The sequence below is a fragment of the Streptomyces sp. NPDC005151 genome (assembly GCF_053599875.1).
In genome coordinates this window covers 32,063-57,378 of the sequence record NZ_JBSFYR010000014.1, presented here as the reverse complement: position 1 = coordinate 57,378, position 25,316 = coordinate 32,063, and the positions used below count along the sequence as shown (strand labels likewise).

The window sequence follows — 25,316 nt, the reverse complement described above, 5'->3', positions numbered from 1 at the left end:
TTCACCGGGCCGGGATGTCAACCTGCAAGGGTGAGTACTCAGCAGAACACGCCGTCCTCGTCGCCCATGGCCGAGCCGACGAAGCCGGCCAGGATCACTCTCGTGGCCGGGCTCAATGCCCTCGAAGGGGCGGCGCTCGCTCTCGGCGGGATCTACATGCTGGTCATGGGACTGCTCGGTCGGCCCGAGAGCCCGCAGCAGGCGGAGACGGGCGGGCTCACTCTGATCGCCCTGGGCCTGATCCCGCTGATCGCGTCCCGCGGACTGATGCGGCGGCGCAGCTGGAGCCGCGGCCCGGCGCTCATCACACAGATCATCGCGCTGCCGGTGGCCTGGACGCTGCTGCGGTCGCACGGCGCGCTGATCCCGGCCGGGATCGTCCTCGCCGCGGTTTCGTTGACGGCGCTTTTCCAGCTGGCCAGGCCGGCGACCCGGGAAGCGCTCGGCATCCGGGGACCGGGCGCGACGCCGGAGGCGTGACCTCGCGGCGCAGCACGTCCGTAGCCGGGCGCGGAAGCGCACCGTACGGCCGCTGAACCACAGCGCCCGCAGCCCGTCCGGCTACTCCTCGACGAGCAGCCGCTCGCGCAGCTGCGCCAGCGTGCGCGCCAGCAGACGCGAGACATGCATCTGCGAGATGCCGACCTCCTGCGCGATCTGCGACTGGGTCATGTTGCCGAAGAACCGGAGCAGCAGGATGCGCTTCTCCCGGGGCGGCAGGTCCTCCAGCAGCGGCTTCAGTGACTCCCGGTACTCGACGCCCTCCAGCGCCTCGTCCTCCGAGCCCAGCGTGTCCGCCACCGCCGGGGACTCGTCGTCCGTGTCCGGCACGTCGAGCGACAGCGTGCTGTACGCATTGGCCGATTCGAGGCCCTCCAGGACCTCTTCCTCGGAGATGCCCAGCCGCTCCGCCAGCTCGTGCACCGTGGGCGACCGGCCGTGCTGCTGGGAGAGCTCGGCGGTGGCTGTGGTGAGCGAGAGGCGCAGCTCCTGCAGCCGGCGCGGCACCCGGACCGCCCAGCCCTTGTCGCGGAAGTGGCGCTTGATCTCGCCGACGACGGTCGGCGTGGCGTACGTCGAGAACTCGACGCCCCGGTCCGGGTCGAACCGGTCCACCGACTTGATCAGGCCGATGGTGGCGACCTGGGTCAGATCGTCGAGCGGCTCGCCGCGGTTGCGGAACCGGCGGGCCAGATGCTCCACGAGCGGCAGATGCATCCGCACCAGCCGGTTGCGCAGCTCGGCCTTCTCCGGCGAGCCGTCGGGGAGTTCCCGCAGCTCGTAGAAGAGTGCCCGCGCCCCGCTGCGGTCATGTGGATCGTGGTGCCTGTGTTCGCTCATCTGGCCTGCCCGCTCCGCCTGCGACTGCTCCATCGCGACCGTACGGACCACCGGCCCGTCCGCCCCGTCCACCGGATGGGGCAGGGCCTGCTGCTCCGGGATGCCTGCTGCTCGCACCACCCCTGGTCGGATCGTCTCGTCCCGCACAGGACCGTCCCCGTTCCCGTTGCTCACGCCGGCCCGGGTCCCGCGCCGCGCTGTTTGTACAGGCTGATGCTGACCGTACGGTCATCGGCGACTGTGGAGTCGACCTTGCCGGCCAGCGCGGAGAGCACTGTCCAGGCGAAGGTGTCGCGCTCCGGGGCCCGGCCGTCTGTCGTCGGGGCGGCCACCGTCACCTCAAGGGAATCGTCGACGAGCCGGAACACGCAGCTGAGGACGGAGCCCGGCACGGCCTGCTGAAGCAGGATCGCGCAGGCCTCGTCGACCGCGATGCGAAGATCCTCGATCTCGTCGAGAGTGAAGTCCAAGCGCGCTGCGAGACCGGCCGTGGCCGTACGCAGCACCGACAGGTAGGCACCCGCAGCGGGCAGCCGGACTTCCACGAAGTCCTGATTCCCGGGCTCGCCTGCGATCTGGGACACCCTCACCTCCAAGGTGGCACAAACTCATTCGAGGTTCCGGGAGGGTGCCCCGGAGCCATGTGGTACGTCTTCGGTTCTTGGTCCGGCGACGCTATCGCGATTCATGATGCCGTGTCGCCGGGACCCCATCCCACAACTGTCACTCATGGTAAACCCATGAGCACACACAGTGGCTAGAGGTCTGCGGCAGTCAATTACGAAGAACCGGCGCCGGTTTGACGTACCCAGGCGTCAGACGATCGAACCGTCCTCGAAGCACCAGCGCCAGTTCTCTCCCGCCTCGAAGCTCCGCATGACCGGATGGCCGGTCTCCTTGAAGTGTCCCGTCGCGTGCTGCAGGGGCGACGAGTCGCAGCAGCCGACATGCCCGCAGACCAGGCAGAGCCGCAGTTGCACGGGGTGGGTGCCCGCGGCAAGACATTCGGGACATGTGGCACCGAGCGGGACAGGCTCGGGGCTCGGCAGTTCGAGAACGTGCAGGCACTCACTCATGATTGTCAGGTTACGACGGATGCGAGGACCGTGAGATGGACGCATTGCCGCTGGTGGCACTGGTCGCGGCCAGTGCCGCGATCGCGGGCGCGGCGAGGCGCACCCCGGTACCGGCCCCGCTGCTGCTGGTGACCGCGGGGCTGCTCGCCTCCTACCTGCCCGGGGTGCCGACGTACACCCTGGACGCGCACATCGTGCTGCCGCTGCTGCTGCCTCCGCTGCTCTACACGGCTGCGGTCGACAGCTCGTATCTCGATCTGCGGGCCAATATCAGGCCGATCGCCCTGCTCTCCGTCGGCTACGTCCTCTTCGCGACCTTCGCGGTCGGCTGGCTGGCGTACTGGCTCGTGCCCGACCTGCCGCTGACCGCCGCGCTGGTGCTGGGCGCCGTCATCGCGCCGCCGGACGCCGTCACGGCCGCCGCCATCGCCCGTCGGGTCGGGCTGCCCGCCCGGGTCACGACGATCCTGCAGGGCGAGTCCCTGGTGAACGACGCGACCGCGATCACCGCCTACAAGGTGGTGCTGGCCGCCGCTGTCGGCGAGGGCGTCAGCTGGGGCGCCGGGATCGGCGAGTTCTTCCTCGCGGCGGTCGGCGGTGTCGGGGTCGGTCTGGTGCTGATGGTGCCGCTGCACTGGCTCCGCACCCATCTCAGGGAACCCCTGCTGCAGAACACCCTGTCGCTGCTGATCCCCTTCGTGGCGTACGCGGCGGCGGAACGGGTGCATGCCTCCGGAGTGCTCGCCGTGGTGGTCGTCGCGCTCTTCCTGGGGCACCGCTCCTGGCAGGTCGACTTCGCGACCCGGCTCCAGGAGGCGGCCGTGTGGAAGATGGTCGCCTTCATCCTGGAGTCGGCGGTTTTCGCGCTGATCGGACTGCAGCTGCCCTTCGTGCTGAAGGGGCTCGGTACCTACGCCGTCGCGGAGGCGCTCTGGTACGCGGTTGCCGTGTTCCTCGCCGTCGTCGTGGTCCGCTTCGTCTGGGTGTACCCGGCCGCGTACCTGCCCCGCTGGCTCTCGCAGCAGATCAGGGAACGCGAACCGGAGACCAACTGGACCTCGCCCCTGATCGTCGGCTGGGCCGGGATGCGCGGCGTCGTCTCGCTCGCCATCGCCTTCTCCATTCCGGTGATGACGACCGCAGGGGCCCCCTTCCCGGCCCGCAACCTGGTGCTGTTCCTGACCTTCACGACTGTCATCGGCACGCTGGTCATCCAGGGGCTCACCCTGCCGCTCCTGGTGCGCGTCCTGAAGCTCCCCGGGCGCGACGCGCAGGCCGAGACCCTCGCCGAGGCACAGGCCCAGAGCGAGGCGTCCGCGGCGGCCGAGGCGCGCCTGGACGAACTCCTCCAGGACCCGCGCAACTGCCTGCCCGGACCGCTCACCGACCGGCTCCGCACTGTCCTGGAGCGCCGCCGCAACGCCGTGTGGGAGAGGCTCGGCGCCTCCAATCCGCTGACCGGGGAGTCGGCGGACGACACCTACCGGAGGCTGGCCGGCGAAATGATCGAGGCCGAGCGCACCGTCTTCGTCCGGCTGCGGGACGAACGTCGGATCGACGACGAGATGCTGCGGAACCTGCTGCGGCGGCTGGACCTGGAGGAGGCGGCGGCCTACCGGGAGGAGTCCGACGCCCCCCAGGGCTGACCCGTGACGACAGCGGCGACCGTGGTGCCCGGAGCGAACGCGCCCTCCTGGGCGAGTGTCGTTAGTCCATAGAGCAATTTGGCGACATAGAGCCGCTCGACGGGCAGCCCGTGCCGGTCCTCGAAGTCGTCGGCGAAGGCGTGCAGCTCCGGTGTCGTCCGGGCGTAGCCACCGAAGGCGAAGCGCTCGTCCAGCGACCACGCCCCGGCCGGGCCGCCGAACGCCTCCCGCTGCAGCTCCCGTACCGCGTCCCCCAGGAAGCCGCCGCGCAGCACCGGGATGCCGAGTGCCCGCTGACCGGGTGCGAGGCCCGCGGCGAGACCGGCGAGGGTGCCACCGGTGCCGCACGCCACCGCGACCACATCGGCCCGGCCGTGCATCTCCCGCCCCAGCGCTGTGCAGCCCTGTGCGGCCAGGGCGTTGCTGCCGCCCTCCGGGACGACGACGCACTCCCCGCAGGCGCTCAGCAGCCCCGCCAGGACCGCTGGAGCGGTCTTCGCGCGGTACGTCGCACGGTCCACGAAGCGCAGACGCATGCCGTCCGCCGCGCACTGCGCCAGCGACGGGTTGAGCGGGCGGCCGGCCAGCTCGTCGCCGCGCACGACGCCGACGGTCGGGAAGCCGAGCAGTCGGCCGGCGGCGGCGGTGGCGCGCAGATGGTTGGAGTACGCACCGCCGAAGGTCAGCACGGTGCGCCCGGTGGCGGCCGCCAGGTTGGGGGAGAGTTTGCGCCACTTGTTGCCCGGCAGATCGGGGTGGATCAGATCGTCGCGTTTGAGCAGCAGCCGCACGCCGTGCCGGGCGAAGCGCTCGTCCTCGGCCGGTTGCAGGGGTGACGGGAGCACCGGCCGCAGCCGGGAGAGGGCGGGCGGGTCGGAGGGCATGCGCCCATTGTCGCCCGGCGCCCCGGTTACCTCGGGCGGGGGCGTGCGGGCTACTTCAGCCGGTCGCGGATCCGGGCGCGTAGGGAGTCCATCGTGAAACCGCGCGGATCGACCTTGCCGGGCTGCCACTCCCTGTGCCCGATGACGGACCGGGAGGTCCAGTCGTGGTGGCGGCAGACCGCGGCGGCGGCCGTCTCGACCGTCGCCGAGGTTCTCGCACTCGAAGCCGTAGAAGTGCCTGTTCCCGTCGGTGTTGGCCTCGTTGTCGGCCGGCAGGCGCTTCTCGGCGACGACGGCGCGCAGGACGTCGTCGTCGCCGAATCCGGCGTGGTTGGTGCGGCCGTGGCCGAGCAGATAAATCCGGCCGTCCTTGGCGATCACGCCGTGGCAGAGCGGTGCGGGAAGCTCCGGGTAGCTGTCACGGCAGATGCGGACGGTGGCCTCGGTGCCCCTGGTGGCGGTGTGATGGATCATCACGCCGTTGACGGGGCCCCAGGGGCCCTTGTGGTTGCGGTTGTGCGTACGCCAGTCGCCGACCTGGACGACGGTGAGCCCTTCGTTCATCAGGGCTTCGAGGAAGGTGCTCGCGGACATGGGTGAGGACATGGCCGACTCCTTGTGCGCGTGGGAGGAGCGAGTCCTTGCAGCGCTTGTACCGGAGCGCCGGGATCCGGGCCATTCCCGGGCCCTTTGTTCGGGCGGTGTGCGAGCCGATCCGGTCAATTCCGCGAGCACCCACGGCGGTTCAGTCCTGGGCGAGCCACAGGTCGGGGCCGAACACCTCGTAGTGGATGTCGGCCGCCGGGACACCCTTGGCCAGCAGCTGGGTGCGCACGGCCCGCATGAAGGGCAGCGGACCGCAGAGGTACGCGTGCGTGCCGGGCGGGACCGGGATGCTGCCCAGGTCGACCAGGCCGGTGCGGTCGGCCGGGTGGCCGGGCTCCGGGTTCTCGTACCAGAAGTGTGCCGCGCCGTCCGGGAGCTTGGCGGTGAGCTGCGCATGGTCGGTGCGCAGGGCGTGGTCGGCGGGGGAGCGGTCGCCGTGCACGACGGTGACCGGGGCCCGGTGGCCGGTCGCCGCGAGGTGCTCCAGCATCGACAGCATCGGGGTGCAGCCGATGCCCGCGGAGGCGAGCAGCAGCGGGGCGTCGACGGCGTCGATGACCAGATCGCCGTACGGGGCGGAGACGCGCAGCCGGTCACCGGCCCGGGTGGTGGCGTGCAGGTGCGTCGAGACCTCGCCGTCGGGCGAACCGCCGCCGTGCACCCGCTTGACGGTGATCGAGTGCAGCCGGGAACCGGGACCGCCGGAAAGGCTGTACTGCCGTATCTGCCGGGCCCCGTCGGGCAGTTCGACCTGCACGGAGACGTACTGGCCGGGCCGGAAGGCGGGGGCGGGCGCGTCGTCGGCCGGGCGAAGCTGGAAGGTGGCGACGTCGTCGTTCTCCTCGATCCTCGCGACCACCTCCCACTCGCGCCAGACGTCACCGGCGACGAGGCCCTGCTGGGCGTAGAGCCGGTTCTCGATGGCGATCAGGGCGTTGGCCATCAGCCAGTAGACCTCGTCCCAGGCGGCCGCGACCTCCGGCGTGACCGCGTCACCGAGCACCTCGGCGATGGCGGCGAAGAGATGGGTGTGCACCACCTCGTACTGTGCGGCGGTCACGCCGAGCGAGGCGTGCTTGTGGGCGATGCGGCTGAGCATCACGTCGGGACGGGTGTCCGGGTGCTCGACCAGCTGGGTCGCGAACGCGGCGATGGACCCGGCGAGGGCCTGGCGCTGGGCGCCGGAGGCCTGGTTGCCGCGATTGAAGAGGTCGCGCAGCAGCTCGGGGTGGGCGTCGAAGAGTTTCCGGTAGAAGAGATCGGCGATGTCCCCGATGGCTGCGCCGACGGCGGGGAGGGTGGCACGGACGGTGGCGGTCGACGACTCGGAGAGCATCGGGCGGACTCCTCAGGGTGTTGAATTGGTATTTTGGATTCTTATTTTTGGGCAGAGGTGAGGCCGGGCTGTGCCGGGCGGGGGATTCAGTCGGCGGGACGGCTGCTGCTGATGCCGATCAGCAGGGGGCCGGTGGGGGAGGTGACGAGTTCGGTGACGGTGATCGGGTCGAGCGAGGCGTAGAAGGCATCCTCTGCCAGGCGCAGGGCGCCGCGCAGCCGGCAGGCCGAGCGCAGCGGGCAGGGGGTGCTGCCCTCGCACTCGACGACATCGCCGGGCCCTTCGAGCTCGCGGACGAGTCCGCCGATCGATGCGGACCGGCCGGCTCCGGTGAGGCTGAGCCCGCCGCCGCGGCCGCGCCGCGCCTCGATCAGGCCGAGGTGCTGGAGCCGGGCGACCACCTTCGCGGTGTGGGTGTACGGCACCCGCATGGTCGCCGCCACCTCCCGGGTGGTCGGCGGATCCTCGTTCTCCACGACGGCGAGGCGCATCAGTACGCGCAGCGCCACGTCGGTGAATCTCGTCAGCCGCATGACCGTCACGTTAGATAACTTGCATCGAGGATGCAAGTTATCCGGGTCCGGAGACATCGCGGAGCGTCGTGCCCAGCCCAAAGCCCGATTAGTCACACTCTTTTGTGTAATAGCGCGCCGAGTCCCCATGCTGAAAGGCTCTTCACGCAGGTCAGCCGATGATCGAGAGGACGTCAGATGTCCGTTGGTGAAGAGGTTCAGAACGCGCAGGTACCGCCGCAGCAGAGTCTGGGCACGGCGGCCGCGCGGAACCTCGCGACGACCACCAAGTCCGCTCCGCAGATGCAGGAGATCACCTCGCGGTGGCTGCTGCGCATGCTCCCCTGGGTGCAGGTGCAGGGCGGCACATACCGGGTGAACCGCCGGCTGAGCTACTCGGTCGGAGACAGCCGGGTGACCTTCGTGCAGACCGGCGACCGGGTCACGGTGATCCCCGCGGAGCTCGGCGAGCTGCCCGCCCTGCGGGACTTCGCCGACGAGGAGGTGCTCGCCGAGCTGGCCCGCCGGTGCGAACAGCGCGAGATCGCCGCGGGACAGGTGATCGCCGCGTCCGGGGAATCGGCGGACCGGGTCTTCCTGCTGGCGCACGGCAAGGTCGAGAAGGTCGGCACCGGCCCGTACGGCGACGAGACCGTGCTCGGGGTGCACGCCGACGGGGCGTACTTCGGCGACCACTCGCTGATCGAGGGCGACGCCGTCTGGGAGTACACCGCACGTGCCGTCACGGCGTGCACGGTGCTCACGCTCAGGCGGGCGGACGTGCTCAACCTCGCCGAGCGGGCGGACTCGCTCCGCGCGCATCTCACCGGGCTGCTCAACATCCCCCACCAGCGCACCAACAAGTACGGCGAGGCGGAGATCGACCTCTCCGCGGGCCATGTCGGCGAGGCCGTCGTCCCGCACACGTTCGTGGACTACGAATCTGCCCCTCGTGAGTACGAGTTGAGCGTCGCCCAGACCGTGCTGAAGGTCCACAGCCGGGTCGCCGACCTCTACAACCAGCCGATGAACCAGACCGAGCAGCAGTTGCGGCTCACGGTCGAGGCGCTCCGCGAGCGCCAGGAGCACGAGCTGATCAACAACCGCGAGTTCGGGCTGCTCAACAACTGCGACTACGGGCAGCGCCTCCAGCCGCACGACGGGGTGCCCGGCCCCGACGACATGGACGAACTGCTCTCGCGCCGCCGCGGATCGAAGCTCTTCCTCGCGCACCCGCGGGCCATCGCCGCCTTCGGCCGCGAGTGCAGCAAGCGTGGACTGGTGCCGGAGAGTGTGGAGATCGGCGGACACCATGTGCCCGCCTGGCGCGGGGTGCCCATCTTCCCGTCCAACAAGATTCCGGTCACCGACTCCCGCACCACGTCGATCATCTGCATGCGAACGGGCGAGGCCGAGCAGGGGGTCATCGGACTGCAGCAGACCGGCATCCCGGACGAGATCGAGCCGAGCCTCTCGGTCCGGTTCATGGGCATCGACGAGCAGGCGATCATCTCGTACCTGGTGACGGCGTACTACTCGGCGGCCGTCCTGGTGCCGGACGCCCTGGGCATCCTGGAGAACGTCGAGGTCAGCCGCTGGCGCTGACGGTCAGGGGGCCCGGACCGGACCGTCAGGATCCGGGTCCGGGCCCGTGACGGCGTCGGCCCGGGTCGCGCACGACCGGGGTGCCCCACCGCAATGACCCCGTGGAAACCACCCACCCACCGAGTCCATCCATGCCCCGGGTCCGGGTTGCTCCGGACCCGGGTACTCACCGAAACCACCCACGCCCCCGGTCCGGGGTGCGCCTGACCGGGGTGCCCCGAGCCGGCGCACCCCGGTCAGGGGGTGCCTCAGGGGGAGCCTGTGACCATGATCAGTACGGACGCCGCCACCGAGGCCAACGAGGCCGCGGCGCTCCTGGAGTGCACCCGGAACCTCGTAGACCCACAACTGCGGTCAGCAGTCGAATCGTTGCCCGGATCCATCCGGCGCGTGGCGATGTACCACTTCGGCTGGGAGCACGCCGACGGCTCCACGGCCGGCGGGCAGGCCGGCAAGGCGATCAGACCCGCGCTTGTCCTCGCCGCGACCAGGGCGGTGGGCGGCGACCCCGAGCGGGCGGTGCGGGCAGCCGTGGCCGTGGAACTGGTCCACAACTTCAGCCTCCTGCACGACGATGTCATTGACGAGGACCGGACCCGCAGGCACCGTCCCACGGCCTGGACGGTCTTCGGTATCCCGGCCGCCGTCATCGCGGGCGACGCCATGCTCGCCCTCGCCCACCGGCTGCTCGCCGAGGACGCCCGCCCGGTGTCGGCGCGCGCCTCGGCCCGGCTCGCCGGCTGCGTCATCGAACTGTGTGCGGGTCAGCAGGCGGACTGCTCCTTCGAGAAACGCGGCCCCGACGAGGTCTCGCTGGACGAGTGCCTTGCCATGGCCACAGCCAAAACCGGCGCCCTGCTCGGCTGTGCCTGCGCGCTCGGCGCGCTGTACGCGGGGGTGGAGGAGCGGACGGTCGGCGCGATGGACGGCTTCGGCCGGGAGGCGGGCCTCGCCTTCCAGCTCATCGACGACCTGATCGGCATCTGGGGGGACCCGATGCAGACCGGGAAGCCGGTCGGGGCGGATCTCGCCGCCCACAAGAAGTCCCTGCCGGTGGTCGCCGCACTGACCTCCCACACCCCGGCCGCGGCCGAGCTCGCCGGGCTCTACCGGGGCTCCATGAACACGCCCGACGAGGTGAGCCGCGCCGCCGATGCCGTCGACCGGGCCGGCGGCCGGGACTGGGCACAGGCCTGCGCGGGGGACCGGATGGCCCGCGCCGTCCACCATCTGTCCCGGGCGGTTCCCGACCTGACCGCGGCGGGTGACCTGCTGGCCCTGGCGGAGTTCGTCACCCGCCGGACGCACTGAACCGGAGAGAGGAGGGAAGCGGAGACCGACGGGGCTCCCACCGGACGCGTGCGGCTTCAACTCCAAGATCCTGTGCGTAGGTTGAGGTCGCGCGAGTTCATGGGCGAGAGAGGGCGGGAGCCGGGCATGGGCGTACGGATACGGCAGGCGGACGCGGCGGACCGGGAGCAGGTCGTGCGGCTCCTCGACGAGTCGTTCCACGACGACCCGGTCAGCCGCTGGGTCTTCCCGGACGAGACGCACCGCCGGGCCGTTCATGGAAAGTTCCTCGGCGTCTTCGTCGATGTCACGCTCGCCGAAGGCCGTATCGATTTGCTGGAGGACGGAACGGCCGTCGTGTTGTGGCTGCCGGTGCCCGCCGGTGCACCCACGGAGGAGGACCCCGCCCCTGCCCTGATGCGGGCGACCGCGGACCCCGACAACGAGCGGACCGAGCTGGTCGGGAAGCTGACGGGGCGATCCATCCGCACGACCGGGCCCATGAGTACCTGCTCATGATCGGGGTGTCTCCGGAACGCCAGGGGGAGGGGATCGGGGCGGCCCTGATGGCCGAGGTGCTGGAGCGCTGCGACCGCGACGGCGTTCCCGCCTATCTGGAGGCGAGCAGCGCGCGCAGCCGCCGGCTCTACGAACGGCTCGGGTTCACCTTCATGGGCACGACCGTGGATCTTCCGGACGGCCCGGCGATGTGGCCCATGTGGCGGGAACCGCAGGCGGGCTGAGTCCGCGCGGCACGCAAGCGGAGGGCGGCACGGGGACGCCGGCGGGCACGGGCTACAGTCCCTGCCCATGACAGACGAGTCATGGGCAGGCTGGTACCGGGACCGCCAGGGTTCCGACGCCATCATCCTCACCACCGACGGACAGCAACTCCGCATCCGGATCCGGGGCGTCGATTTCGAGGGCGAGAGCTTCGACGACCTCGGACCGGTTTCCGGCATGCCGCCGGAGAGCGGCATGTTCGCCCTGGCGGACGGCGCGCTCACCGACTGCGTGCTGGAGTGGGACCTGCCGCTGCCGGTGATCTCGGACGGCACGGTCCATCAGGCCACCCTCAGCTGCCTGCTGTCGCTGCGCCGCCCCGACGCCGATCTCCATCTGGAGCTGCACTTCGGCGGCGCGGTCTACGGTTCGCGCCGGGCCGAGTGCGACTTCGCCACCGCGCTCGCCACGATCCAGCGCATCCTGCCGCCCGGAGTCCGTCTGCAGACCTGCATCGCCTGCGCGTTCTCGGACTACTTCCCGGCGCCCGGCCGTGGACTGTCCGGTGGCCTCGCCTGCTTCCGGGGTGCGAAGGACGCGTACCGGGGGGCGGCGGGCGAGGACGACGTCATCGGTCTGTGGGACCGGCGTACCGGATTCGTCCAGGAGATCTGGAGCTGCCGTGAGTTCGAGGCGCGCCCGGCGGAGGGTGCGGGCACCGGACACCGCGGCGCGTTCCCCCTCGAACACGCCTGACCCCTTTCCCGCCCGACGACATGTCCGGCGGCGCGCTGTGCCCCGTACCGGATGAACCTTCCCGGTGCGGGGCACAGCGCTTTACTGGAACCTCATTGTTCTACTAACATGCGAACAAGGAGGTTTTAATGAACCGTAAGAATGTCGGCCGCGCGACCCTTGTCGCCCTGCCGTTCCTGCTCGCACTCATCGTCGACCTGGCCCTCCTGGCCGCGTTCCGTGACCGGCTGCCCGGACAGTTGGCCAGCCACTTCGAGGCCGGCGGGCAGGCGAACGGCCATGTGGGCCGGACGTCGTACGTCCTTGTCACCGTCGTCCTGTTGGTGGTGACCGGCGCCTTGTGGGCCACCACGATGGTGAAGGAGAACTTCTCCGGCCGGGCCTACCGCCTGCTGGTCGCCGGGGGATACGCCTTCGCCGGATTCTTCGGCTATCTGATGGCCGCCGTGCTGATCGTGAACCTGGACGCCGGTGAAGGCGCGCCGGGTGTGTCGTTTCCGATGTGGCAGCTGGCTGCCGCCCTCGGTGCCGGCGCGCTCGCCGCCGGTCTCGGATTCGTGCTGGCCGCACTGGGCCCCGTACCGCAGCAGCCGGACCGTTCCACGGAGGCCATGGACGGAGAACGCATTGTGCTCGCCGACGGGGAGGTCGCCGGATGGGCACGCAGTGCCGACAGTTGGTGGCTGCCGCTCGTCGCGCTCGGACTCCTCGTCCTCGGAGTCGTCCTCTTCTTCGTCGGCGACTGGTCCGTCGCTGTTCTGCTGCTGATCGTCGGCGTGGTGCCGGCAAGCTTTGCCCGGCCGTACGTGAGCGTGGACCGGCGGGGCATCACCGTCTCCGGGATGCTGCCCTGGCCGCGCATCCGGGTGCCGCTCGACCGGATCGAGGCGGCGACCAGCCGGGACATCAACGCCCTTGCGGAGTACGGCGGCTGGGGCTACCGCATCCGGCCCGGGCGGACCGGGGTCATGATCCGCTCGGGCGAGGGGATCGTGGCGAGGCTGGTGGACGGGCGGGAATTCGCGGTGACCGTCGACGACTCCGCGACCGGTGCCGCGCTCCTCAACACCCTGATCGACCGGCGCCGGGCGGGGCACTGACCATGCTCTTCCGGGTCGATCCCACCTCCACCGTGCCGCTCGGCGACCAGATCGCGGCCTGCGTCCGCCGGGCCGTCGCCGACGGGGCAGCGGTCCCGGGCGAGCGGCTTCCCGCCGCCCGGGTCCTTGCCGAGTCCCTCGGCGTCAACGTCCATACGGTGCTCCGCGGCTACCAGCAGCTCCGTGAGGAAGGGCTGATCGAACTGCGCCGGGGCCGGGGCGCGGTCGTCACCGGTGGCGCCTCGCCGCACCGCGCCCGGCTGCTGGAACACGTACGCGACGTCGTCGCGGACGCACGCGAGCTGGGAATGACGGAGGACGAACTGCTGGCCCTGATCCGTACCGAACTCGACAACACATGAAGGCCGTTGAAGGGGCGGGGGTCAGCGCAGGCCGTCCCATCCCCAGCGTGGTGTCGGCCCGGGATCGCCGAGATCTTCGCCGGCCGGGGACGCCGAGACATCGCGTGCGATCTTCGTGCCCCAGTCGAAGTACTCCACGACGCGGCGGCGCAGCAGCTCGTCGTCCGGCAGCTCCTTGTCGACCGCCGCCGTCATCAGCTCCATCCAGCGCAGCCGCTGCGGCTCGGTGATCGACAGTCCGAGATGGGTGCGCAACAGTGCCTGGTGGCCGCCGAGCCTCGCCGTGTAGTCGGCGGGACCGTCGAAGATCTCGGCCAGCCACACGGCGACATGCTCGATGTGCGTCGGGGTGAAGTCCGCGAAGACAGGGGCGAGCAGCGGGTCGGCCAGCGCCTCGTCGTAGAAGGTGTTGCTCAGCCGGCGCAGTACGTCGATACCGCCGACGGCCTTGTACAGCGTTTCCGGACGCTCGCTCACGCGGGTACCTCCATGGGTGGGCCCGACCCTCGCGGGCCGCTGAGCCCAGCATCCATCAGGGGGCTCGGCCCCGCCGGGACCGTTCGCTGCCGGCGCATCAAGCGGGGGCAACCGTTCCCCCGTTCCGTCCCCCTTCCCGCATGCCGCAAGGGGCCGCCCCGGCATGCGACCCGCTGGCCGTACGGCTGCTGCTGGTGTCCCGGCCGGGCGCCGACATGGGTCCGGTATTGCGGGGAACTGGAAGCGGCCTACCGGGAGGCGGCGCAGCGGGTCGCCGGGTACCACCAGTGGCTGGTGCGCCACCGCAGCCCGCTCGCACGGCTGCCCTGACGTCCCGCCCAGCCCCGGCCGATTCCGCCCAGAGCGAGGAGCTGTTCCCAACTGCCCCGGCTGCGGGCAGAGTCGGTCCCATGAGGCTCTTGATCCTGGGCGGTACGGAATTCGTCGGGCGCGCCGTCACCGAGGCGGCACTCGCACGCGACTGGCAGGTCACCGTGTTCCACCGCGGCCGCCACGCACCCCCGGCCGGCGTCACAGAGCTGTTCGGCGACCGCACCGACGCCGACGGACTTGTGGCGCTCGCCGCCGCCGCGGGGGAGAGTGAGGGAGGGGCGCACACCTGGGACCTGGTCGTCGACACCTGGAGCGGCGCCCCCTCGGCCGTACGGGACGCGGCCCGGCTGCTCGCCGGCCGTGCCGGGCAGTACGCCTATGTCTCCAGCCGTTCGGTGTACGACTACCCCGCCCCGGCCGGACTCCCCGAGGACGGCCCGCTGGTGGACGGGGCCTCGCCGGACGCCGGGGCGGATGTCCCGTACGCGCAGGCCAAATGCGGCGGTGAACTGGCCGCACTCGACGCGTTCGGCGACCGCGCCCTGCTGGCCAGGGCGGGGCTGATCCTCGGGCCGTGGGAGAACGTCGGCAGGCTGCCGTGGTGGCTGCAGCGGATCGCCCGCGGCGGACCGGTACTGGCCCCGGGGGTGCCGGACACCCCGCTCCAGTACATCGACGCCCGCGACCTCGCCAATTGGCTGCTGGACGCGGCGGAACGCGGACTGCACGGACCGTACAACGTGGTCAGCCGCCCGGGGCACACCACCATGGGTGAGCTGCTGGACGCCTGTGTCCGTGTCACCGGCTCGGGCGCCGAACTGCGCTGGACGGCCGCCGAGGAGATCCTCGCGGCGGGTGTCGAGCCATGGAGCGAGCTGCCGATCTGGCTGCCGCCGGGCGAGCTGTACGACACCATGCACCAGGGCGACGTCAGCCGGGCGCACACGGCCGGGCTGCGCTGCCGGCCGGTCGGGGAGACGGTCACGGACACCTGGGACTGGCTGCGCGGGCTGGGCGGCGCGGCGCCGCAGCGGCCGGACCGGCCCGCGGTGGGACTGGACCCGGAGACCGAGGCGAAGCTGCTGACGGCCTGAGAGCCTGTCGGGTGACCTTCGATCGGAAAGCGGACGCGGTCTGGTGCGTGCGATTCCAAGGCGCCGGAAGGCCCTCGGATGGGGTCTCCCCTGCTCGAACGAAGCTGAGAGCTTGGGGAAGGAGCTACTAGGGCATTTCGGCAACGCGGGAAGCGTGCGTGCCAGGGCGTGGCCGCCCGATCAGAGGTCACCCGACAGGCTCTGAGCCGCCGGTGGCACGGCCGGGCGGTCGCAGAAGCGTCCACCCTCCCGGCGTGGCAAAGCGGCTGCTCGCCGCCCGGCCCCGGCGTAGTAGGCGGAGTAGCCTCCGCCTTGCGATGTGCCGCGTCTGACGCCGCGCGCTGGTGCGCCAGGGATCACGGGACAACCCTTAGTTTGGCCCCATGGCCGAACTCCTGCTGCACCTCACCGAAGGCCCTCTGTGGGAGGCGGCCCGCGGGATCGGGACGTACGAGATGTCCACCCGCGGCCGCACCCTGCACGAAGAGGGCTTCATCCACTGCTCGCTGCCCCACCAGCTCCCCGGCGTGGCCGAGATGCTGTACGGCGCCGGGGCCCCGGCCGATGCCGAGACCCCGGCCGACCTGGTGGTGCTCGTCATCGACCCCGCGCGGCTCTCCGTGCCCGTGCGGTACGAGTCGTTTGCGCCCGGCGGCGAGGAGTTTCCGCACATCTATGGCCCCGTCCCGGTGGACGCGGTCGTGGAGGTACGTCCCTGGCCGCGCAAGGAAGGCAGCCCCGCATGAACACCACACCTCCCACCGGCGCCCCGATCATCGCGGTCACCGGAGCGAGCGGCGCAGTCGGCGGCCGCGTCGCCCAGCGGCTCGTGCGCGCCGGCGTCCCCGTGCGGCTGCTGGGCCGTGACCCGTCCCGGCTGCCGAACCTGCCCGGCGCGGTCGCCGCTCCACCCGCCTCCTACGGCGACGGGGCGGCCATGCGCCGGGCGCTCGCCGGGACGCACACCCTGTTCCTCGTCTCCGCGCACGAGAGCCCCGACCGGGTACGCGAACACACCACCGCCGTGGACGCGGCGGTCGCCGCCGGTGTCGAACGCATCGTGTACGTGTCCTTCCTCGGCGCCGCACCCGACGCCACGTTCACCTTCGGCCGCGACCACTGGCACACCGAGGCGCACATCCGTGTCTCCGAGGTGCGCTGCACCTTCCTCCGCGACAGCTGGTACCTCGCCGGGATCCCGGCGATGACCGGGTCCGACGGAGTGCTGCGCGGCCCGGGCGGTGACGGCCGGGTCGCGGCGGTGGCGCACGAGGACATCGCGGACGCGGCGACGGCCGTCCTGCTGGCCGGCACCGAGAGCGCGGACACCCGCCACGACGGGGCGACGTACGACCTCACCGGACCGGAGGCATTCACCCTCGCCGAAGCTGCCGAGGAACTGAGCCGGGCCACCGGACGGACCATCACCTACCACCCGGAGACCCGGGAGGAGGCATACGCGTCACGGGCGCAGTACGGCGCGGCGGACTGGGAGGTCGCCGGCTGGGTGACGTCGTACGAGGCGATCGCGACCGGCGAGATGGCCACCGTCTCGGACGCCGTACCGCGTCTGACCGGCCGTCCGGCGCAGAACCTGGCCACGTACCTCCGGGAGCATCCGGACAGCTATCGGCACCTGCTCCGGACCGACTGAACTCCCGGCGGACCGGCCGGGACGCCGGCCGGCCGGACCGGTCCGACGGGACGGAACGACGGCACATGCGCACAGAAATCTCCTGGGGCCCGTGGGAGCCCGCCCCGCTCCCCGAGGTCGCCCGCCGCTTCTCCGTACGGGGAGTGCGCGACGGCTGCGCCACAGTTGTGGCGGACACCGCGCCGATGGCTGGGCCGCGGTTCCCGCGGACACTGGGCACCCCCGCCCGGCGCGCACCGCGTCACCTCACGTACACGCCCGCCCGCGCCGCAGCTGCCGCGGCCTCGGCGGCGAGGTCGGCGGCCGCCGCGTCGAGGGGAGCGCCGCTGGCCAGCAGCCGGTAGTAGAGCGGGGCCGAGACCGCGCGGATCACCTCGTCGGGGTCCGTGCCCGCGGGCAGCTCGCCGCGTTCCAGGGCCGCGGTGACGCAGCCCGCCCACTCCTCGACGCGGATCGCGTAGAAGCGGTGCAGGGACTCGGCCGTGCGCGGGTCGCACGTCGCCGCGGCGATCACCGACGTGAAGAGCGGGCCCTGGCGTGGGTCGGTCAGGGTCTTCACCACGAGCAGCGCATTGGCCCTGAGGTCCTCGATCAGTGAACCCGTGTCCGTACGGGGAGAGGACTGCTCGGCCATGTCGTCGAGCAGATCGGCGATGAGACCGGTGGGGGTGGACCAGCGGCGGTAGACGGTGGTCTTGCCGACCCCCGCACGGCGGGCGACATCGGCGAGGTCGAGGCCGTCGAAGCCGTGCTCGACCAGGGCGTCGCCCGCCGCCCGCAGGACGGATTCCCGGACCCGGGCGGTACGCCCACCGGGCCGGACGGTGCCTGGCTCCACACCCTCAGAAGTCATAACGGGTCTCCAGTTCCATTAGACAGGCTTCCCCTGCTACGGCGACCCCCACCTTAACGGAACTATGGAACCGTTAAAACTCCTCCTGAGGAAGACACTCATGTCCGCACCCAGCACAACCCCGTCACCGACGGTCGAAGCCGGCGCCACCGCCGCCGCCGCGCAGCCCGGGATCCGCATGACCGGGCGGCAGAAGCTCGTCCTCACCCTTCTTCTCGGCGCCCAGTTCATGATCGCCGTGGACTTCTCGATCCTGAACGTCGCACTGCCGGTCGTCGGCAAGGGGCTCGGCTTCTCCCTCGCCAACCTCCAGTGGATCGCGACCGCCTTCGCGCTCGCCGCCGCCGGCTTCACCCTCCTCTTCGGGCGTGTGGCAGACATCGTCGGGCGCAAGCGGCTGTTCCTCGGCGGGATGGCCGTCCTCGGCGCCTCCTCCCTCCTCGGCGGACTCGCCACCTCGCCCGAAGTCCTGCTCTCCGCGCGCGTGCTGCAGGGTCTGGCCACCGCGGCCGTCACTCCGGCCGGACTTGCCCTGCTGACGACGGCCTTCAAGGAGGGGCCGCTGCGGGAACGCGCCCTCGGTCTCAACGGCGCCCTGATGTCGGCCGGGTTCACCGCAGGGGCCATCCTCGGCGGACTCCTCACCGACCTGCTCTCCTGGCGCTGGGCATTCTTCATCAACGCCCCCGTCGCCCTGCTCGTCCTCGTTCTCGCTCCGTCCGTCATCACCGACTCGCGCCCCACCGAGCGGCCCAGGCTCGACATCCCCGGCGCCGTGACCGTCACCGGCGGACTCCTCGCCCTCGTCTACGGACTCACCCAGGCCGGTGAGACCGGCTGGACCACCCCCACCACCCTGGCCGCGTTCCTCGCGGGCGTCGCTCTTCTCATCGCCTTCTGGTTCGTCGAGAAGCGGGCCGCGACCCCCCTGGTGCCCGTACGGATCCTGAAGCGACGCAGCGTCATCTGGGGCAACGCCGCAGGGCTGATCGCCTTCGTCACCGAGACCTCCCTCGTCTTTCTCCTCACCCTCTACCTGCAGGAAGTTCTCGGCTACTCGCCCCTCGCCACCGGACTCGCCTTCGGGGTCCTGGGCCTGGGCACCGTCATCGGCGGCACCCTCGGTGGCCGCGCCGTCGGCCGCCACGGGACCCGGACCACCATCGTCACCGGCGGCATCGTCCAGGCCGCCGCCACGCTCACCCTGGTCGCCCTGGGCACGTCCGGCGCCTGGATCTGGCTCCTCCTCGCCGCCACCTTCATCGGCGGCATCGGCAACATGCTGATGATCGTCGGCTTCATGGTCACCGCCACCTCCGGCCTCCCCGACACCGAACAGGGCCTGGCCACCGGCCTCGCCACGATGACCCAGCAGGTCGGCATCACCATGGGCATCCCGGTCATGAGTGCCGTCGCCGCCGCCCGGATGGCCTCGCTCGGCGACACCGGACCCGTCGGCGTCCTGTCCGGAGTCACCGTCGCGATCCTGGTCAACTCCGCACTGGTCCTGATGGGTTCGCTGCTGGCCGCCGCGTTCCTGGGAACCCGGCGGCGCGGGGGAGCCGCCGGCCGGTGACCACCCGGGAGGTCCCGCCGAACCGGGGAGCTGCCGGGCCGTCCGCCCGGCAGCTCCCTGTCCTTCCACGGCGCCGCGGAGGCCGAGGAATCGGCTCGCGAGGGGCTTCCCGACCGCTCTAGGCTGGCCCCATGCCGGATCAGGATCTGCTGGACCAGGGGCAGTTGGCTGAGTTCGCCGAGCGCGGCTTTCTCGTGGTGCCACGGGCGGTGCCGCCGGACCTGGTGGCCACGGCGTCACAGGTCATCGACGAGCTGATCGACGGCGAACCGCCGGGTCCTGAAGTGCGCGAACCTCACAACTACTTCCCGGAGGCCGCACAGGCTCCGGCGCTGGCCGCGCTGCTCATGGACAGCACCGCCTTCGCTCTGGCCGAGTCGCTCACCGGCCCCGGGAGTTTGGAAGCGCGAGCGGGAGTGCCCTCACCGGCGCCCGGTCGTTCGCTTGGCAGGGACAGGGAAGATGTCCGAAGTTGAAGTAACGTCCGCGGGGCTGGCCGAGGTCAGCCCCGCGGGGCGGGCGGTCATCGCGTCGCTCGCTCTGCACAGGGTCTCGCTGTTCCCGATGGAGGGCGGATTCTCCGAGCTTTTCCCGGTTCGGAGGCATTCTTCGAGAGGACCGTGGCCGTCTCCAAGGCTCTGGCCTCGGGAGAGCCGGCCGCGGACGAACTCGCGGAAGTTCTGGAGGTGTACAACGAGCTCGTCCAGCCCGATGGCGAGCACATCGAGGAACCGGACGGCCCGGGTGCCTGGGGAATGGACGTCCTGGACATCGCAGGTTACGTCCTCGAAGCGTGGGACGATCCGGATTCCAGCGCCGAAACGGTCGCGGACGCCCTGGATGCGATGCATTCCTTCGCGGACGCCCTGGAAGAGATGATCCCCGTGGTGAGGGACGGCGACGATCCGGCGGACCTCCGCGAACTGGAGATCCAGCGCCAGGTCGACGATGTCGCCGATGTCCGTGCGGTTACCGCCCGGGGCGGCATCGACGCAGCGGCCATCGACCGTCTCTACACGGCATCGCTGCCGCTCGCGCGTGCCTATCGGGAGCGGATCGGCCTGCTTCCGTAGCGTGAGCGGTGAACTGTTCACCGCGCCGGCTGCGGGCCACCTGCGCCCGCAAGGTGCTCCAGGCGGCGGAGAACAGGGCGGCCGAGCGTGAGGGCCGCAAACCCGTCGAGCTGCCGCACATGGTGACCCACGACCTGCGGCACTTCTACGCCTCCGCGCTCATCGCAGGCGGGGCGAGCGTCAAGCAGGTCCAGATGGTCCTCGGCCACGCGTCCGCTGTCATCACGCTGCGGATCTACGCGCATCTGTGGCCGGGCGAAGAAGACCGCACCCGGTCCGTGATGGACGCCGTCCTCGGCGGCCTGCGGACCGGGTGCGGACAGGTAGGCGACGTGACCAGCGAAACCGCAGGTCAGGCGGCCTGGCCGGAGATCAAGCCTTCTTGGTCTCCCAGAAGATCTTGTCGATCTCGGCGATGTAGTCCAGCGCCTTCTGGCCCGTCGCCGGGTCCGTGGAGGCCTTCGCGGCCGACAGCGCCTTGAGGGCGTCGTTGACCAGCTGGTGCAGCTCCGGGTACTTCTCGAAGTGCGGGGGCTTGAAGTAGTCGCTCCACAGCACCGAGATGTGGTGCTTAGCGAGCTCGGCGCGCTGCTCCTTGATGACCACCGCGCGGGCCCGGAAGTGCGGGTCCTCGTTGGCCTGGTACTTCTCCTGGACGGCCTTGACGGACTCCGCCTCGATGCGGGCCTGGGCCGGGTCGTACACGCCGCAGGGCAGGTCGCAGTGGGCGCTGACCTTCACCTTGGGGGCAAACAGGCGGGAAAGCATTGAGCTGTCCTTCCTCGTGATCGTCTTCTCAGGTGGGACATTACTCCGTGAGAGACGTGTTTTCGTGGGTGCCCCCATGGGCTTAGGCCAAAAGTCCAGGGTGAGTATGGGGCCAGCGGGCGCATGTACGGAACGGTGTACGGAACGGACCGGGGAGGTGCCGGAGATGCCGGAGGTACCGGAGTTGGCGCAGGAGCCCGTGCGGGGCAGGGCGGGCCGGGTGCCGTTCCAGGTGGTGGAGGTGACGGGGCCGTCGATGGTGCCGACGCTCCATCACGGGGACTGGCTGCTCGTGCAGTACGGGGCGCCGGTGCGCCCCGGTGACGTGGTCGTCCTGCGCCACCCCTTCCAACAGGACCTGTTGGTCGTCAAGCGGGCCACCGAGCGCCGCGCGGGCGGCTGGTGGGTGCTGGCCGACAACACGTTCGCGGGCGGGGACAGCACGGACTACGGAACGGTCCCCGAAGAGCTGGTGCTGGCCCGGGTCCGGGCCCGCTACCGGCCGCTGAGGAAGGATCAGCGTTCGGTCCGCGCGGTGCTGGCCTGGGCGGTCTCCGCGCTGCGGCCGGTGTCGGCGGCGCGCTCCGTCTCCAGGCGCTTGCGGGCCCGGTAGGCGGCCACATTGGCGCGGGTCGCGCAGCGGTCCGAGCAGTAGCGGCGGGACCGGTTGGTCGAGGTGTCGAGGTACGCGTTGCGGCAGGGCGCGGCCTCGCAGAGCCCGAGCCGGTCCACCCCGTACGACGTGAGGTGGAAGGCGAGACCCATCGCTGCGATGGCGGCGTAGCCGGCCGTCGCGTTCGAGGGGTGGTCGGCCAGGTGCATGTGCCAGTCCGGTTTTCCGTCCGCGTCACGGATGTCGTGGCCGGAGATCTGCGGGCTGACCGGGAACTCCAGCAGCAGCGAGTTCAACAGGTCGACGGCGAGCGTCTCGTCGCCGATGTCGGCCGCCTCGAAAACGGCGCGCAGCCGTGCCCGTACCGACCGGAAGCGGGTCACGTCCGCATCGGTGGCGCGCCTTGCCGCCTGTCTGTTGACGCCGAACAGATCACGGACCGCCTCGACGGAGGTGAGGACGTCCTTGTTGCGGGCCGGCTCCTCGGTGTTGACCAGGCGCACCGCGTAGTCCGAGTAATAGGCCAGTTCCACTTGTAGTCCTTACGGGGTCGGTCTAAGGTCTGGGTACGGGGACCGATGTAACGGTCGTTTCTGCTTCGAGGGTATTACGTAGTGGAGGGGTTCGGGTGACGGAGACATCGACGGGCACTGACTGGCAGGCCTGGCAGCAGAGCTGGGACCGGCAGCAGGAGTGGTACATGCCCGACCGCGAGGAACGGTTCCGGGTGATGCTGGACATGGTCGAGGCCTTCGTCGGGCCGCGGCCGAGGGTGCTCGACCTCGCGTGCGGTACGGGAAGTATTACGGACCGGCTCCTCAAGCGGTTCCCGGAAGCCACCAGTACCGGCGTCGACCTCGACCCGGCGCTGCTCGCCATCGCGCGCGGCTCCTTCGCCGGCGACGAGCGCGTCACCTTCGTCTCGGCCGACCTCAAGGACCGCGCCTGGGTCGACCGGCTGCCGTACGACACCTACGACGCTATCCTCACCGCCACCGCCCTGCACTGGCTGCACAGCGAACCGCTCGCCACGCTCTACGGGCAGCTCGGCGGACTCGTCAGGGACGGCGGGGTGTTCATGAACGCCGATCACATGATCGACACCGACACCCCCCGTATCAACGCGGCCGAACGCGCCCACCGTCACGCCGGGATGGACCGGGCCAAGGCCGCGGGAGCCCTCGACTGGGCGGACTGGTGGGCCCTCGCGGCCAAGGACCCGGTCCTCGCCGGACCGACCGCCGAGCGGTACGAGATCTACGGCGAGCACGCCGACGGCGACATGCCGTCCGTGCGGTGGCACGCGGACACCCTGCGCGCCGCGGGTTTCGGCGAGGCACGGGCCGTCTGGGCCTCCCCGTCGGACGCCCTGGTGCTCGCCGTGAAGTAGCGGCACCATGCGTCACATGGGGCGGTACGGACTCCGGTCCGTACCGCCCCGAACTTTTCCGCCTCTGCTGCAACCCGCCGCGCACCCTGGCGCACTGGAAGGGTGAGACGGTCCGCACCCGCGGACCCGGGAGGGGGCGCCGACGATGCGGAGCGATGACGATGCCGCGCTGCACGCCTTCGTCGAGGGCAGACGTACGGCACTGTTCCGCAGCGCCTATCTGCTCTGCGGCGATCGGCACGAAGCCGAGGACCTGGTCCAGTCGACCCTCGTGAAGGTCGTGCTCGGCGGGCGGCGGCACGGGCGGCTGGACAACATCGAGGCGTACGCGCGCAGGACGCTGGTCAACACCTTCATCGCCGCCCGCCGCCGGTTCTGGCGGCGCGAGCAGGCGTACGGCGAACTGCCCGACCGCGCGGACCGGTCGACCGACACGGACACCGGCCTTGCGGTACGGGCGGCCCTCGCCCGGCTCACGGCCAAGCAGCGAACCGTCCTGGTGCTGCGCTACTGGGAGGACCTGAGCGTCGAGGCCACGGCCGACATGCTCGGGATGCGGGAGAACACGGTCAAGAGCCACGCGGCTCGGGGGTTGGCGGCGCTGCGCGCCGAGATGGCGGAGGAATACGTATGAGCGACGTCAGGGAGCTGCTGGGGCGGGCCGCCGGGCACGCGGGGCAGCCGGTCATCAGCACCGAAGGGGTGTACGCGAAGGCCGCCCGGGTGCGGTGGCGGCGACGGGCGACGATCGCGGCGGCCGCGTTCGCCGTGGTCACGGCCGGAGCGGTCGCGGTCCCGGGGCTGACGGCGCAGCCGAAGAAGGAGCAGTCCTCGGTGGCGGCGCCCGCCGAACCGGCCGGCAACAGCGGCCGGGCGAAGGCGCTCGTCGAGCTGCTGCCCAAGGGGGTGGGCTCGGTCGAGCAGGTCTCGCTCGCCGTGATCATCAAGCAGGCGACCCCGCAGCAGGCCAAGGAGCATCCGGTAGGGCCGCTGGACGGGCAGTACGCCGTCCGGAGGGACGGGGGCGTCGGCTACCTCGTCATCCGCGCCATGAACGGCAAGCAGGTCCAACAGAAGTTCGACGGGATCGATCCCGCCGTGAACTTCTGCAAGCCGACCAACGGCGAGCCGCGCCCGGCCGACTGTGTGCGTGAGGAACTGCCGGACGGCCGGGTGCTGACCATGTGGAGCGACTCGATGGACTACACCGGTACCCCGCAGTGGGGCCTCGAGCTCGTCGGCCGGCTCACGCTGAAGGACGGCGGGCTGCTGGCCGTACGGGACAGCACCGGCTTCCAGAGCGACACCTCGCAGGGGCCGCTGCTCAAGAACACCCCGCTCACGCGTGCCCAGCTGCGCACGCTGATGCTGAGCCCGGAGCTGCTGCCGAAGAAGTAGCCCGGCGGGGGATACGGGGATACGGGGATACGAGGATACGGGAGAGGGCGGTACGGACCGGAGTCCGTACCGCCCTCGTGCTCTGCCCGTACCGCTACAGCACCTTCGACAGGAACGACTTCGTCCGGTCGTGCTGCGGGTTCGTCAGTACGTCGCGCGGGTGGCCCGACTCGACCACCACCCCGTCGTCCATGAAGACCAGCGCATCGCCGACCTCCCGGGCGAAGCCCATCTCGTGGGTCACGACGATCATCGTCATGCCGTCCTCCGCGAGCCCGCGCATGACGTCCAGGACGTCGCCCACCAGCTCCGGGTCGAGCGCCGACGTCGGCTCGTCGAAGAGCATCAGCTTCGGCTCCATGGCCAGGGCGCGGGCGATCGCCACCCGCTGCTGCTGACCGCCGGAGAGCTGCGACGGGTAGTTCTTCGCCTTGTCGGCCAGGCCGACCCGGTCCAGCAACCGCTCCGCGCGGGCCCGGGCGACGGCCTTCGCCTCGCCCTTGACCTGTACCGGGGCCTCCATGACGTTCTCGATGGCCGTCATGTGCGGGAAGAGGTTGAACCGCTGGAAGACCATGCCGATGTCCCGGCGCTTCAGGGCGACCTCGGTGTCCTTGAGCTCGTAGAGCTTGTCGCCCTTCTGGCGGTAGCCCACCAGATCGCCGTCGACAGAGAGCCGGCCGGCGTTGATCTGCTCCAGGTGGTTGATGCACCGCAGGAACGTCGACTTGCCGGAACCGGACGGGCCGATCAGGCAGAAGACCTCCCGCGGGGCGACCTCCAGGTCGATGCCCTTGAGAATGTGTGCGGCGCCGAAGGACTTGTGGACGCCCTCGGCCTTCACCATGGC

Annotated in this window: 28 protein-coding genes and 4 pseudogenes; 20 read left to right on the top strand and 12 right to left on the bottom strand. The window is 70.9% G+C overall.

What is annotated here, in order from left to right:
- Nucleotides 1–102: 102 nt before the first annotated feature.
- Nucleotides 103–480 carry a hypothetical protein gene (locus tag ACWD6R_RS10900; RefSeq protein ID WP_451818442.1) on the top strand — a complete coding sequence of 126 codons (378 nt, stop codon included), beginning with the start codon at nucleotides 103–105 and terminating at the stop codon, nucleotides 478–480.
- 81 nt (nucleotides 481–561) lie between these two features.
- Here ACWD6R_RS10900 and ACWD6R_RS10895 read toward each other — a convergent pair whose 3' ends face one another.
- The 3 genes from ACWD6R_RS10895 to ACWD6R_RS10885 form a co-directional block, all read right to left on the bottom strand.
- The gene (locus ACWD6R_RS10895) at nucleotides 562–1,515 is read right to left on the bottom strand and encodes an RNA polymerase sigma factor SigF (protein ID WP_451818396.1); all 954 of its coding nucleotides are present in this window, start codon (nucleotides 1,513–1,515) and stop codon (nucleotides 562–564) included.
- On the bottom strand, nucleotides 1,512–1,925 hold the full coding sequence (locus ACWD6R_RS10890; RefSeq protein ID WP_030915678.1) for an ATP-binding protein: 414 nt from the start codon (nucleotides 1,923–1,925) through the stop codon (nucleotides 1,512–1,514). The genes ACWD6R_RS10895 and ACWD6R_RS10890 overlap by 4 nt, the downstream gene beginning before the upstream one ends.
- 231 nt (nucleotides 1,926–2,156) lie before the next feature.
- The gene (locus ACWD6R_RS10885; RefSeq protein ID WP_451818395.1) at nucleotides 2,157–2,417 is read right to left on the bottom strand and encodes a UBP-type zinc finger domain-containing protein; all 261 of its coding nucleotides are present in this window, start codon (nucleotides 2,415–2,417) and stop codon (nucleotides 2,157–2,159) included.
- Nucleotides 2,418–2,452: 35 nt separating this feature from the next.
- Between ACWD6R_RS10885 and ACWD6R_RS10880 the strand changes: the two genes are divergently transcribed.
- Complete coding sequence (locus ACWD6R_RS10880; protein ID WP_451818394.1) at nucleotides 2,453–4,063, top strand: Na+/H+ antiporter; 1,611 nt, start codon at nucleotides 2,453–2,455, stop codon at nucleotides 4,061–4,063.
- On the opposite strand, the gene ACWD6R_RS10875 is transcribed toward ACWD6R_RS10880, so the two are convergent.
- From ACWD6R_RS10875 to ACWD6R_RS10860, 4 genes and pseudogenes are all read right to left on the bottom strand, one after another.
- Complete coding sequence (locus ACWD6R_RS10875) at nucleotides 4,030–4,947, bottom strand: 1-aminocyclopropane-1-carboxylate deaminase/D-cysteine desulfhydrase (protein ID WP_451818393.1); 918 nt, start codon at nucleotides 4,945–4,947, stop codon at nucleotides 4,030–4,032. The two genes, ACWD6R_RS10880 and ACWD6R_RS10875, sit on opposite strands and share 34 nt — an antisense overlap.
- Nucleotides 4,948–4,997: 50 nt before the next feature.
- A pseudogene (locus ACWD6R_RS10870) lies at nucleotides 4,998–5,553 on the bottom strand (N-acetylmuramoyl-L-alanine amidase).
- Between the two features lie 139 nt (nucleotides 5,554–5,692).
- Nucleotides 5,693–6,889 (bottom strand): globin domain-containing protein, encoded by a 1,197-nt coding sequence (locus tag ACWD6R_RS10865; RefSeq protein WP_451818392.1) that lies wholly within the window; start codon nucleotides 6,887–6,889, stop codon nucleotides 5,693–5,695.
- An 86-nt stretch (nucleotides 6,890–6,975) separates the two neighbouring features.
- Nucleotides 6,976–7,422 (bottom strand): RrF2 family transcriptional regulator, encoded by a 447-nt coding sequence (locus ACWD6R_RS10860; RefSeq protein ID WP_451818391.1) that lies wholly within the window; start codon nucleotides 7,420–7,422, stop codon nucleotides 6,976–6,978.
- A gap of 177 nt (nucleotides 7,423–7,599) precedes the next feature.
- On the opposite strand from ACWD6R_RS10860, the gene ACWD6R_RS10855 reads away from it, so the two are divergent.
- The 6 genes and pseudogenes from ACWD6R_RS10855 to ACWD6R_RS10830 all read left to right on the top strand — a co-directional run bounded on the left by ACWD6R_RS10855 (nucleotide 7,600) and on the right by ACWD6R_RS10830 (nucleotide 13,237).
- Complete coding sequence (locus tag ACWD6R_RS10855) at nucleotides 7,600–9,006, top strand: family 2B encapsulin nanocompartment shell protein (RefSeq protein ID WP_451818390.1); 1,407 nt, start codon at nucleotides 7,600–7,602, stop codon at nucleotides 9,004–9,006.
- Between the two features lie 267 nt (nucleotides 9,007–9,273).
- Nucleotides 9,274–10,317, top strand: a complete 1,044-nt coding sequence (locus ACWD6R_RS10850; RefSeq protein ID WP_451818389.1) for a family 2 encapsulin nanocompartment cargo protein polyprenyl transferase — start codon at nucleotides 9,274–9,276, stop codon at nucleotides 10,315–10,317.
- Between the two features lie 126 nt (nucleotides 10,318–10,443).
- Nucleotides 10,444–11,039, top strand: a pseudogene (locus ACWD6R_RS10845) (GNAT family N-acetyltransferase).
- 67 nt (nucleotides 11,040–11,106) lie between these two features.
- On the top strand, nucleotides 11,107–11,775 hold the full coding sequence (locus ACWD6R_RS10840) for a DUF6304 family protein (protein ID WP_327244409.1): 669 nt from the start codon (nucleotides 11,107–11,109) through the stop codon (nucleotides 11,773–11,775).
- 128 nt (nucleotides 11,776–11,903) lie between these two features.
- Complete coding sequence (locus tag ACWD6R_RS10835) at nucleotides 11,904–12,875, top strand: DUF1648 domain-containing protein (protein WP_451818388.1); 972 nt, start codon at nucleotides 11,904–11,906, stop codon at nucleotides 12,873–12,875.
- 2 nt (nucleotides 12,876–12,877) lie between these two features.
- Nucleotides 12,878–13,237 (top strand): GntR family transcriptional regulator, encoded by a 360-nt coding sequence (locus ACWD6R_RS10830; protein WP_451818387.1) that lies wholly within the window; start codon nucleotides 12,878–12,880, stop codon nucleotides 13,235–13,237.
- Between the two features lie 21 nt (nucleotides 13,238–13,258).
- On the opposite strand, the gene ACWD6R_RS10825 is transcribed toward ACWD6R_RS10830, so the two are convergent.
- A complete protein-coding gene (locus ACWD6R_RS10825; RefSeq protein ID WP_451818386.1) occupies nucleotides 13,259–13,714 on the bottom strand; it encodes a group II truncated hemoglobin in 456 nt (151 codons plus the stop codon).
- Between the two features lie 167 nt (nucleotides 13,715–13,881).
- Between ACWD6R_RS10825 and ACWD6R_RS10820 the strand changes: the two are divergent.
- The 4 genes and pseudogenes from ACWD6R_RS10820 to ACWD6R_RS10805 form a co-directional block, all read left to right on the top strand.
- Nucleotides 13,882–14,044: pseudogene (locus ACWD6R_RS10820) on the top strand (LysR family transcriptional regulator); the annotation flags it as partial.
- Nucleotides 14,045–14,124: 80 nt separating this feature from the next.
- Nucleotides 14,125–15,141 (top strand): NAD-dependent epimerase/dehydratase family protein, encoded by a 1,017-nt coding sequence (locus ACWD6R_RS10815; protein ID WP_451818385.1) that lies wholly within the window; start codon nucleotides 14,125–14,127, stop codon nucleotides 15,139–15,141.
- 383 nt (nucleotides 15,142–15,524) lie between these two features.
- A complete protein-coding gene (locus tag ACWD6R_RS10810) occupies nucleotides 15,525–15,887 on the top strand; it encodes a DUF952 domain-containing protein (RefSeq protein ID WP_345510397.1) in 363 nt (120 codons plus the stop codon).
- Complete coding sequence (locus ACWD6R_RS10805) at nucleotides 15,884–16,795, top strand: NAD(P)H-binding protein (protein ID WP_451818384.1); 912 nt, start codon at nucleotides 15,884–15,886, stop codon at nucleotides 16,793–16,795. Before ACWD6R_RS10810 ends, ACWD6R_RS10805 begins: the two co-directional genes overlap by 4 nt.
- Nucleotides 16,796–17,036: 241 nt before the next feature.
- On the opposite strand, the gene ACWD6R_RS10800 is transcribed toward ACWD6R_RS10805, so the two are convergent.
- A complete protein-coding gene (locus ACWD6R_RS10800; RefSeq protein WP_358859758.1) occupies nucleotides 17,037–17,648 on the bottom strand; it encodes a TetR/AcrR family transcriptional regulator in 612 nt (203 codons plus the stop codon).
- 100 nt (nucleotides 17,649–17,748) lie between these two features.
- Between ACWD6R_RS10800 and ACWD6R_RS10795 the strand changes: the two genes are divergently transcribed.
- The 4 genes and pseudogenes from ACWD6R_RS10795 to ACWD6R_RS10780 form a co-directional block, all read left to right on the top strand.
- Entirely contained in the window at nucleotides 17,749–19,224 is a 1,476-nt protein-coding gene (locus tag ACWD6R_RS10795; protein WP_451818383.1) for an MFS transporter, read from the top strand.
- Between the two features lie 131 nt (nucleotides 19,225–19,355).
- The gene (locus tag ACWD6R_RS10790; protein WP_451818382.1) at nucleotides 19,356–19,700 is read left to right on the top strand and encodes a hypothetical protein; all 345 of its coding nucleotides are present in this window, start codon (nucleotides 19,356–19,358) and stop codon (nucleotides 19,698–19,700) included.
- 144 nt (nucleotides 19,701–19,844) lie between these two features.
- Nucleotides 19,845–20,297, top strand: coding sequence for a hypothetical protein (locus ACWD6R_RS10785; protein ID WP_451818381.1), 453 nt, complete (start codon nucleotides 19,845–19,847; stop codon nucleotides 20,295–20,297).
- A 41-nt stretch (nucleotides 20,298–20,338) separates the two neighbouring features.
- A pseudogene (locus tag ACWD6R_RS10780) lies at nucleotides 20,339–20,659 on the top strand (tyrosine-type recombinase/integrase); the annotation flags it as partial.
- Between the two features lie 10 nt (nucleotides 20,660–20,669).
- Here ACWD6R_RS10780 and sodN read toward each other — a convergent pair.
- Nucleotides 20,670–21,065 carry a superoxide dismutase, Ni gene (gene sodN / locus ACWD6R_RS10775; RefSeq protein WP_266981604.1) on the bottom strand — a complete coding sequence of 132 codons (396 nt, stop codon included), beginning with the start codon at nucleotides 21,063–21,065 and terminating at the stop codon, nucleotides 20,670–20,672.
- 166 nt (nucleotides 21,066–21,231) lie between these two features.
- Between sodN and sodX the strand changes: the two genes are divergently transcribed.
- Nucleotides 21,232–21,678 carry a nickel-type superoxide dismutase maturation protease gene (sodX, locus tag ACWD6R_RS10770; protein ID WP_451818380.1) on the top strand — a complete coding sequence of 149 codons (447 nt, stop codon included), beginning with the start codon at nucleotides 21,232–21,234 and terminating at the stop codon, nucleotides 21,676–21,678.
- On the opposite strand, the gene ACWD6R_RS10765 is transcribed toward sodX, so the two are convergent.
- Nucleotides 21,582–22,211, bottom strand: a complete 630-nt coding sequence (locus ACWD6R_RS10765) for a CGNR zinc finger domain-containing protein (protein WP_451818379.1) — start codon at nucleotides 22,209–22,211, stop codon at nucleotides 21,582–21,584. The genes sodX and ACWD6R_RS10765 overlap by 97 nt on opposite strands.
- Nucleotides 22,212–22,306: 95 nt before the next feature.
- Here ACWD6R_RS10765 and ACWD6R_RS10760 point away from each other — a divergent pair, with 95 nt between their 5' ends.
- The 3 genes from ACWD6R_RS10760 (at nucleotide 22,307) to ACWD6R_RS10750 (ending at nucleotide 24,466) form a co-directional block, all read left to right on the top strand.
- A complete protein-coding gene (locus ACWD6R_RS10760; protein WP_451818378.1) occupies nucleotides 22,307–23,068 on the top strand; it encodes a class I SAM-dependent methyltransferase in 762 nt (253 codons plus the stop codon).
- Nucleotides 23,069–23,213: 145 nt separating this feature from the next.
- Nucleotides 23,214–23,702, top strand: coding sequence for a SigE family RNA polymerase sigma factor (locus tag ACWD6R_RS10755; RefSeq protein WP_451818377.1), 489 nt, complete (start codon nucleotides 23,214–23,216; stop codon nucleotides 23,700–23,702).
- Nucleotides 23,699–24,466, top strand: a complete 768-nt coding sequence (locus tag ACWD6R_RS10750; RefSeq protein ID WP_451818376.1) for a hypothetical protein — start codon at nucleotides 23,699–23,701, stop codon at nucleotides 24,464–24,466. Before ACWD6R_RS10755 ends, ACWD6R_RS10750 begins: the two co-directional genes overlap by 4 nt.
- A 94-nt stretch (nucleotides 24,467–24,560) precedes the next feature.
- Here ACWD6R_RS10750 and ACWD6R_RS10745 read toward each other — a convergent pair whose 3' ends face one another.
- On the bottom strand, nucleotides 24,561–25,313 hold the full coding sequence (locus ACWD6R_RS10745) for an amino acid ABC transporter ATP-binding protein (RefSeq protein WP_451818441.1): 753 nt from the start codon (nucleotides 25,311–25,313) through the stop codon (nucleotides 24,561–24,563).
- Between the last annotated feature and the right edge of the window lie 3 nt (nucleotides 25,314–25,316).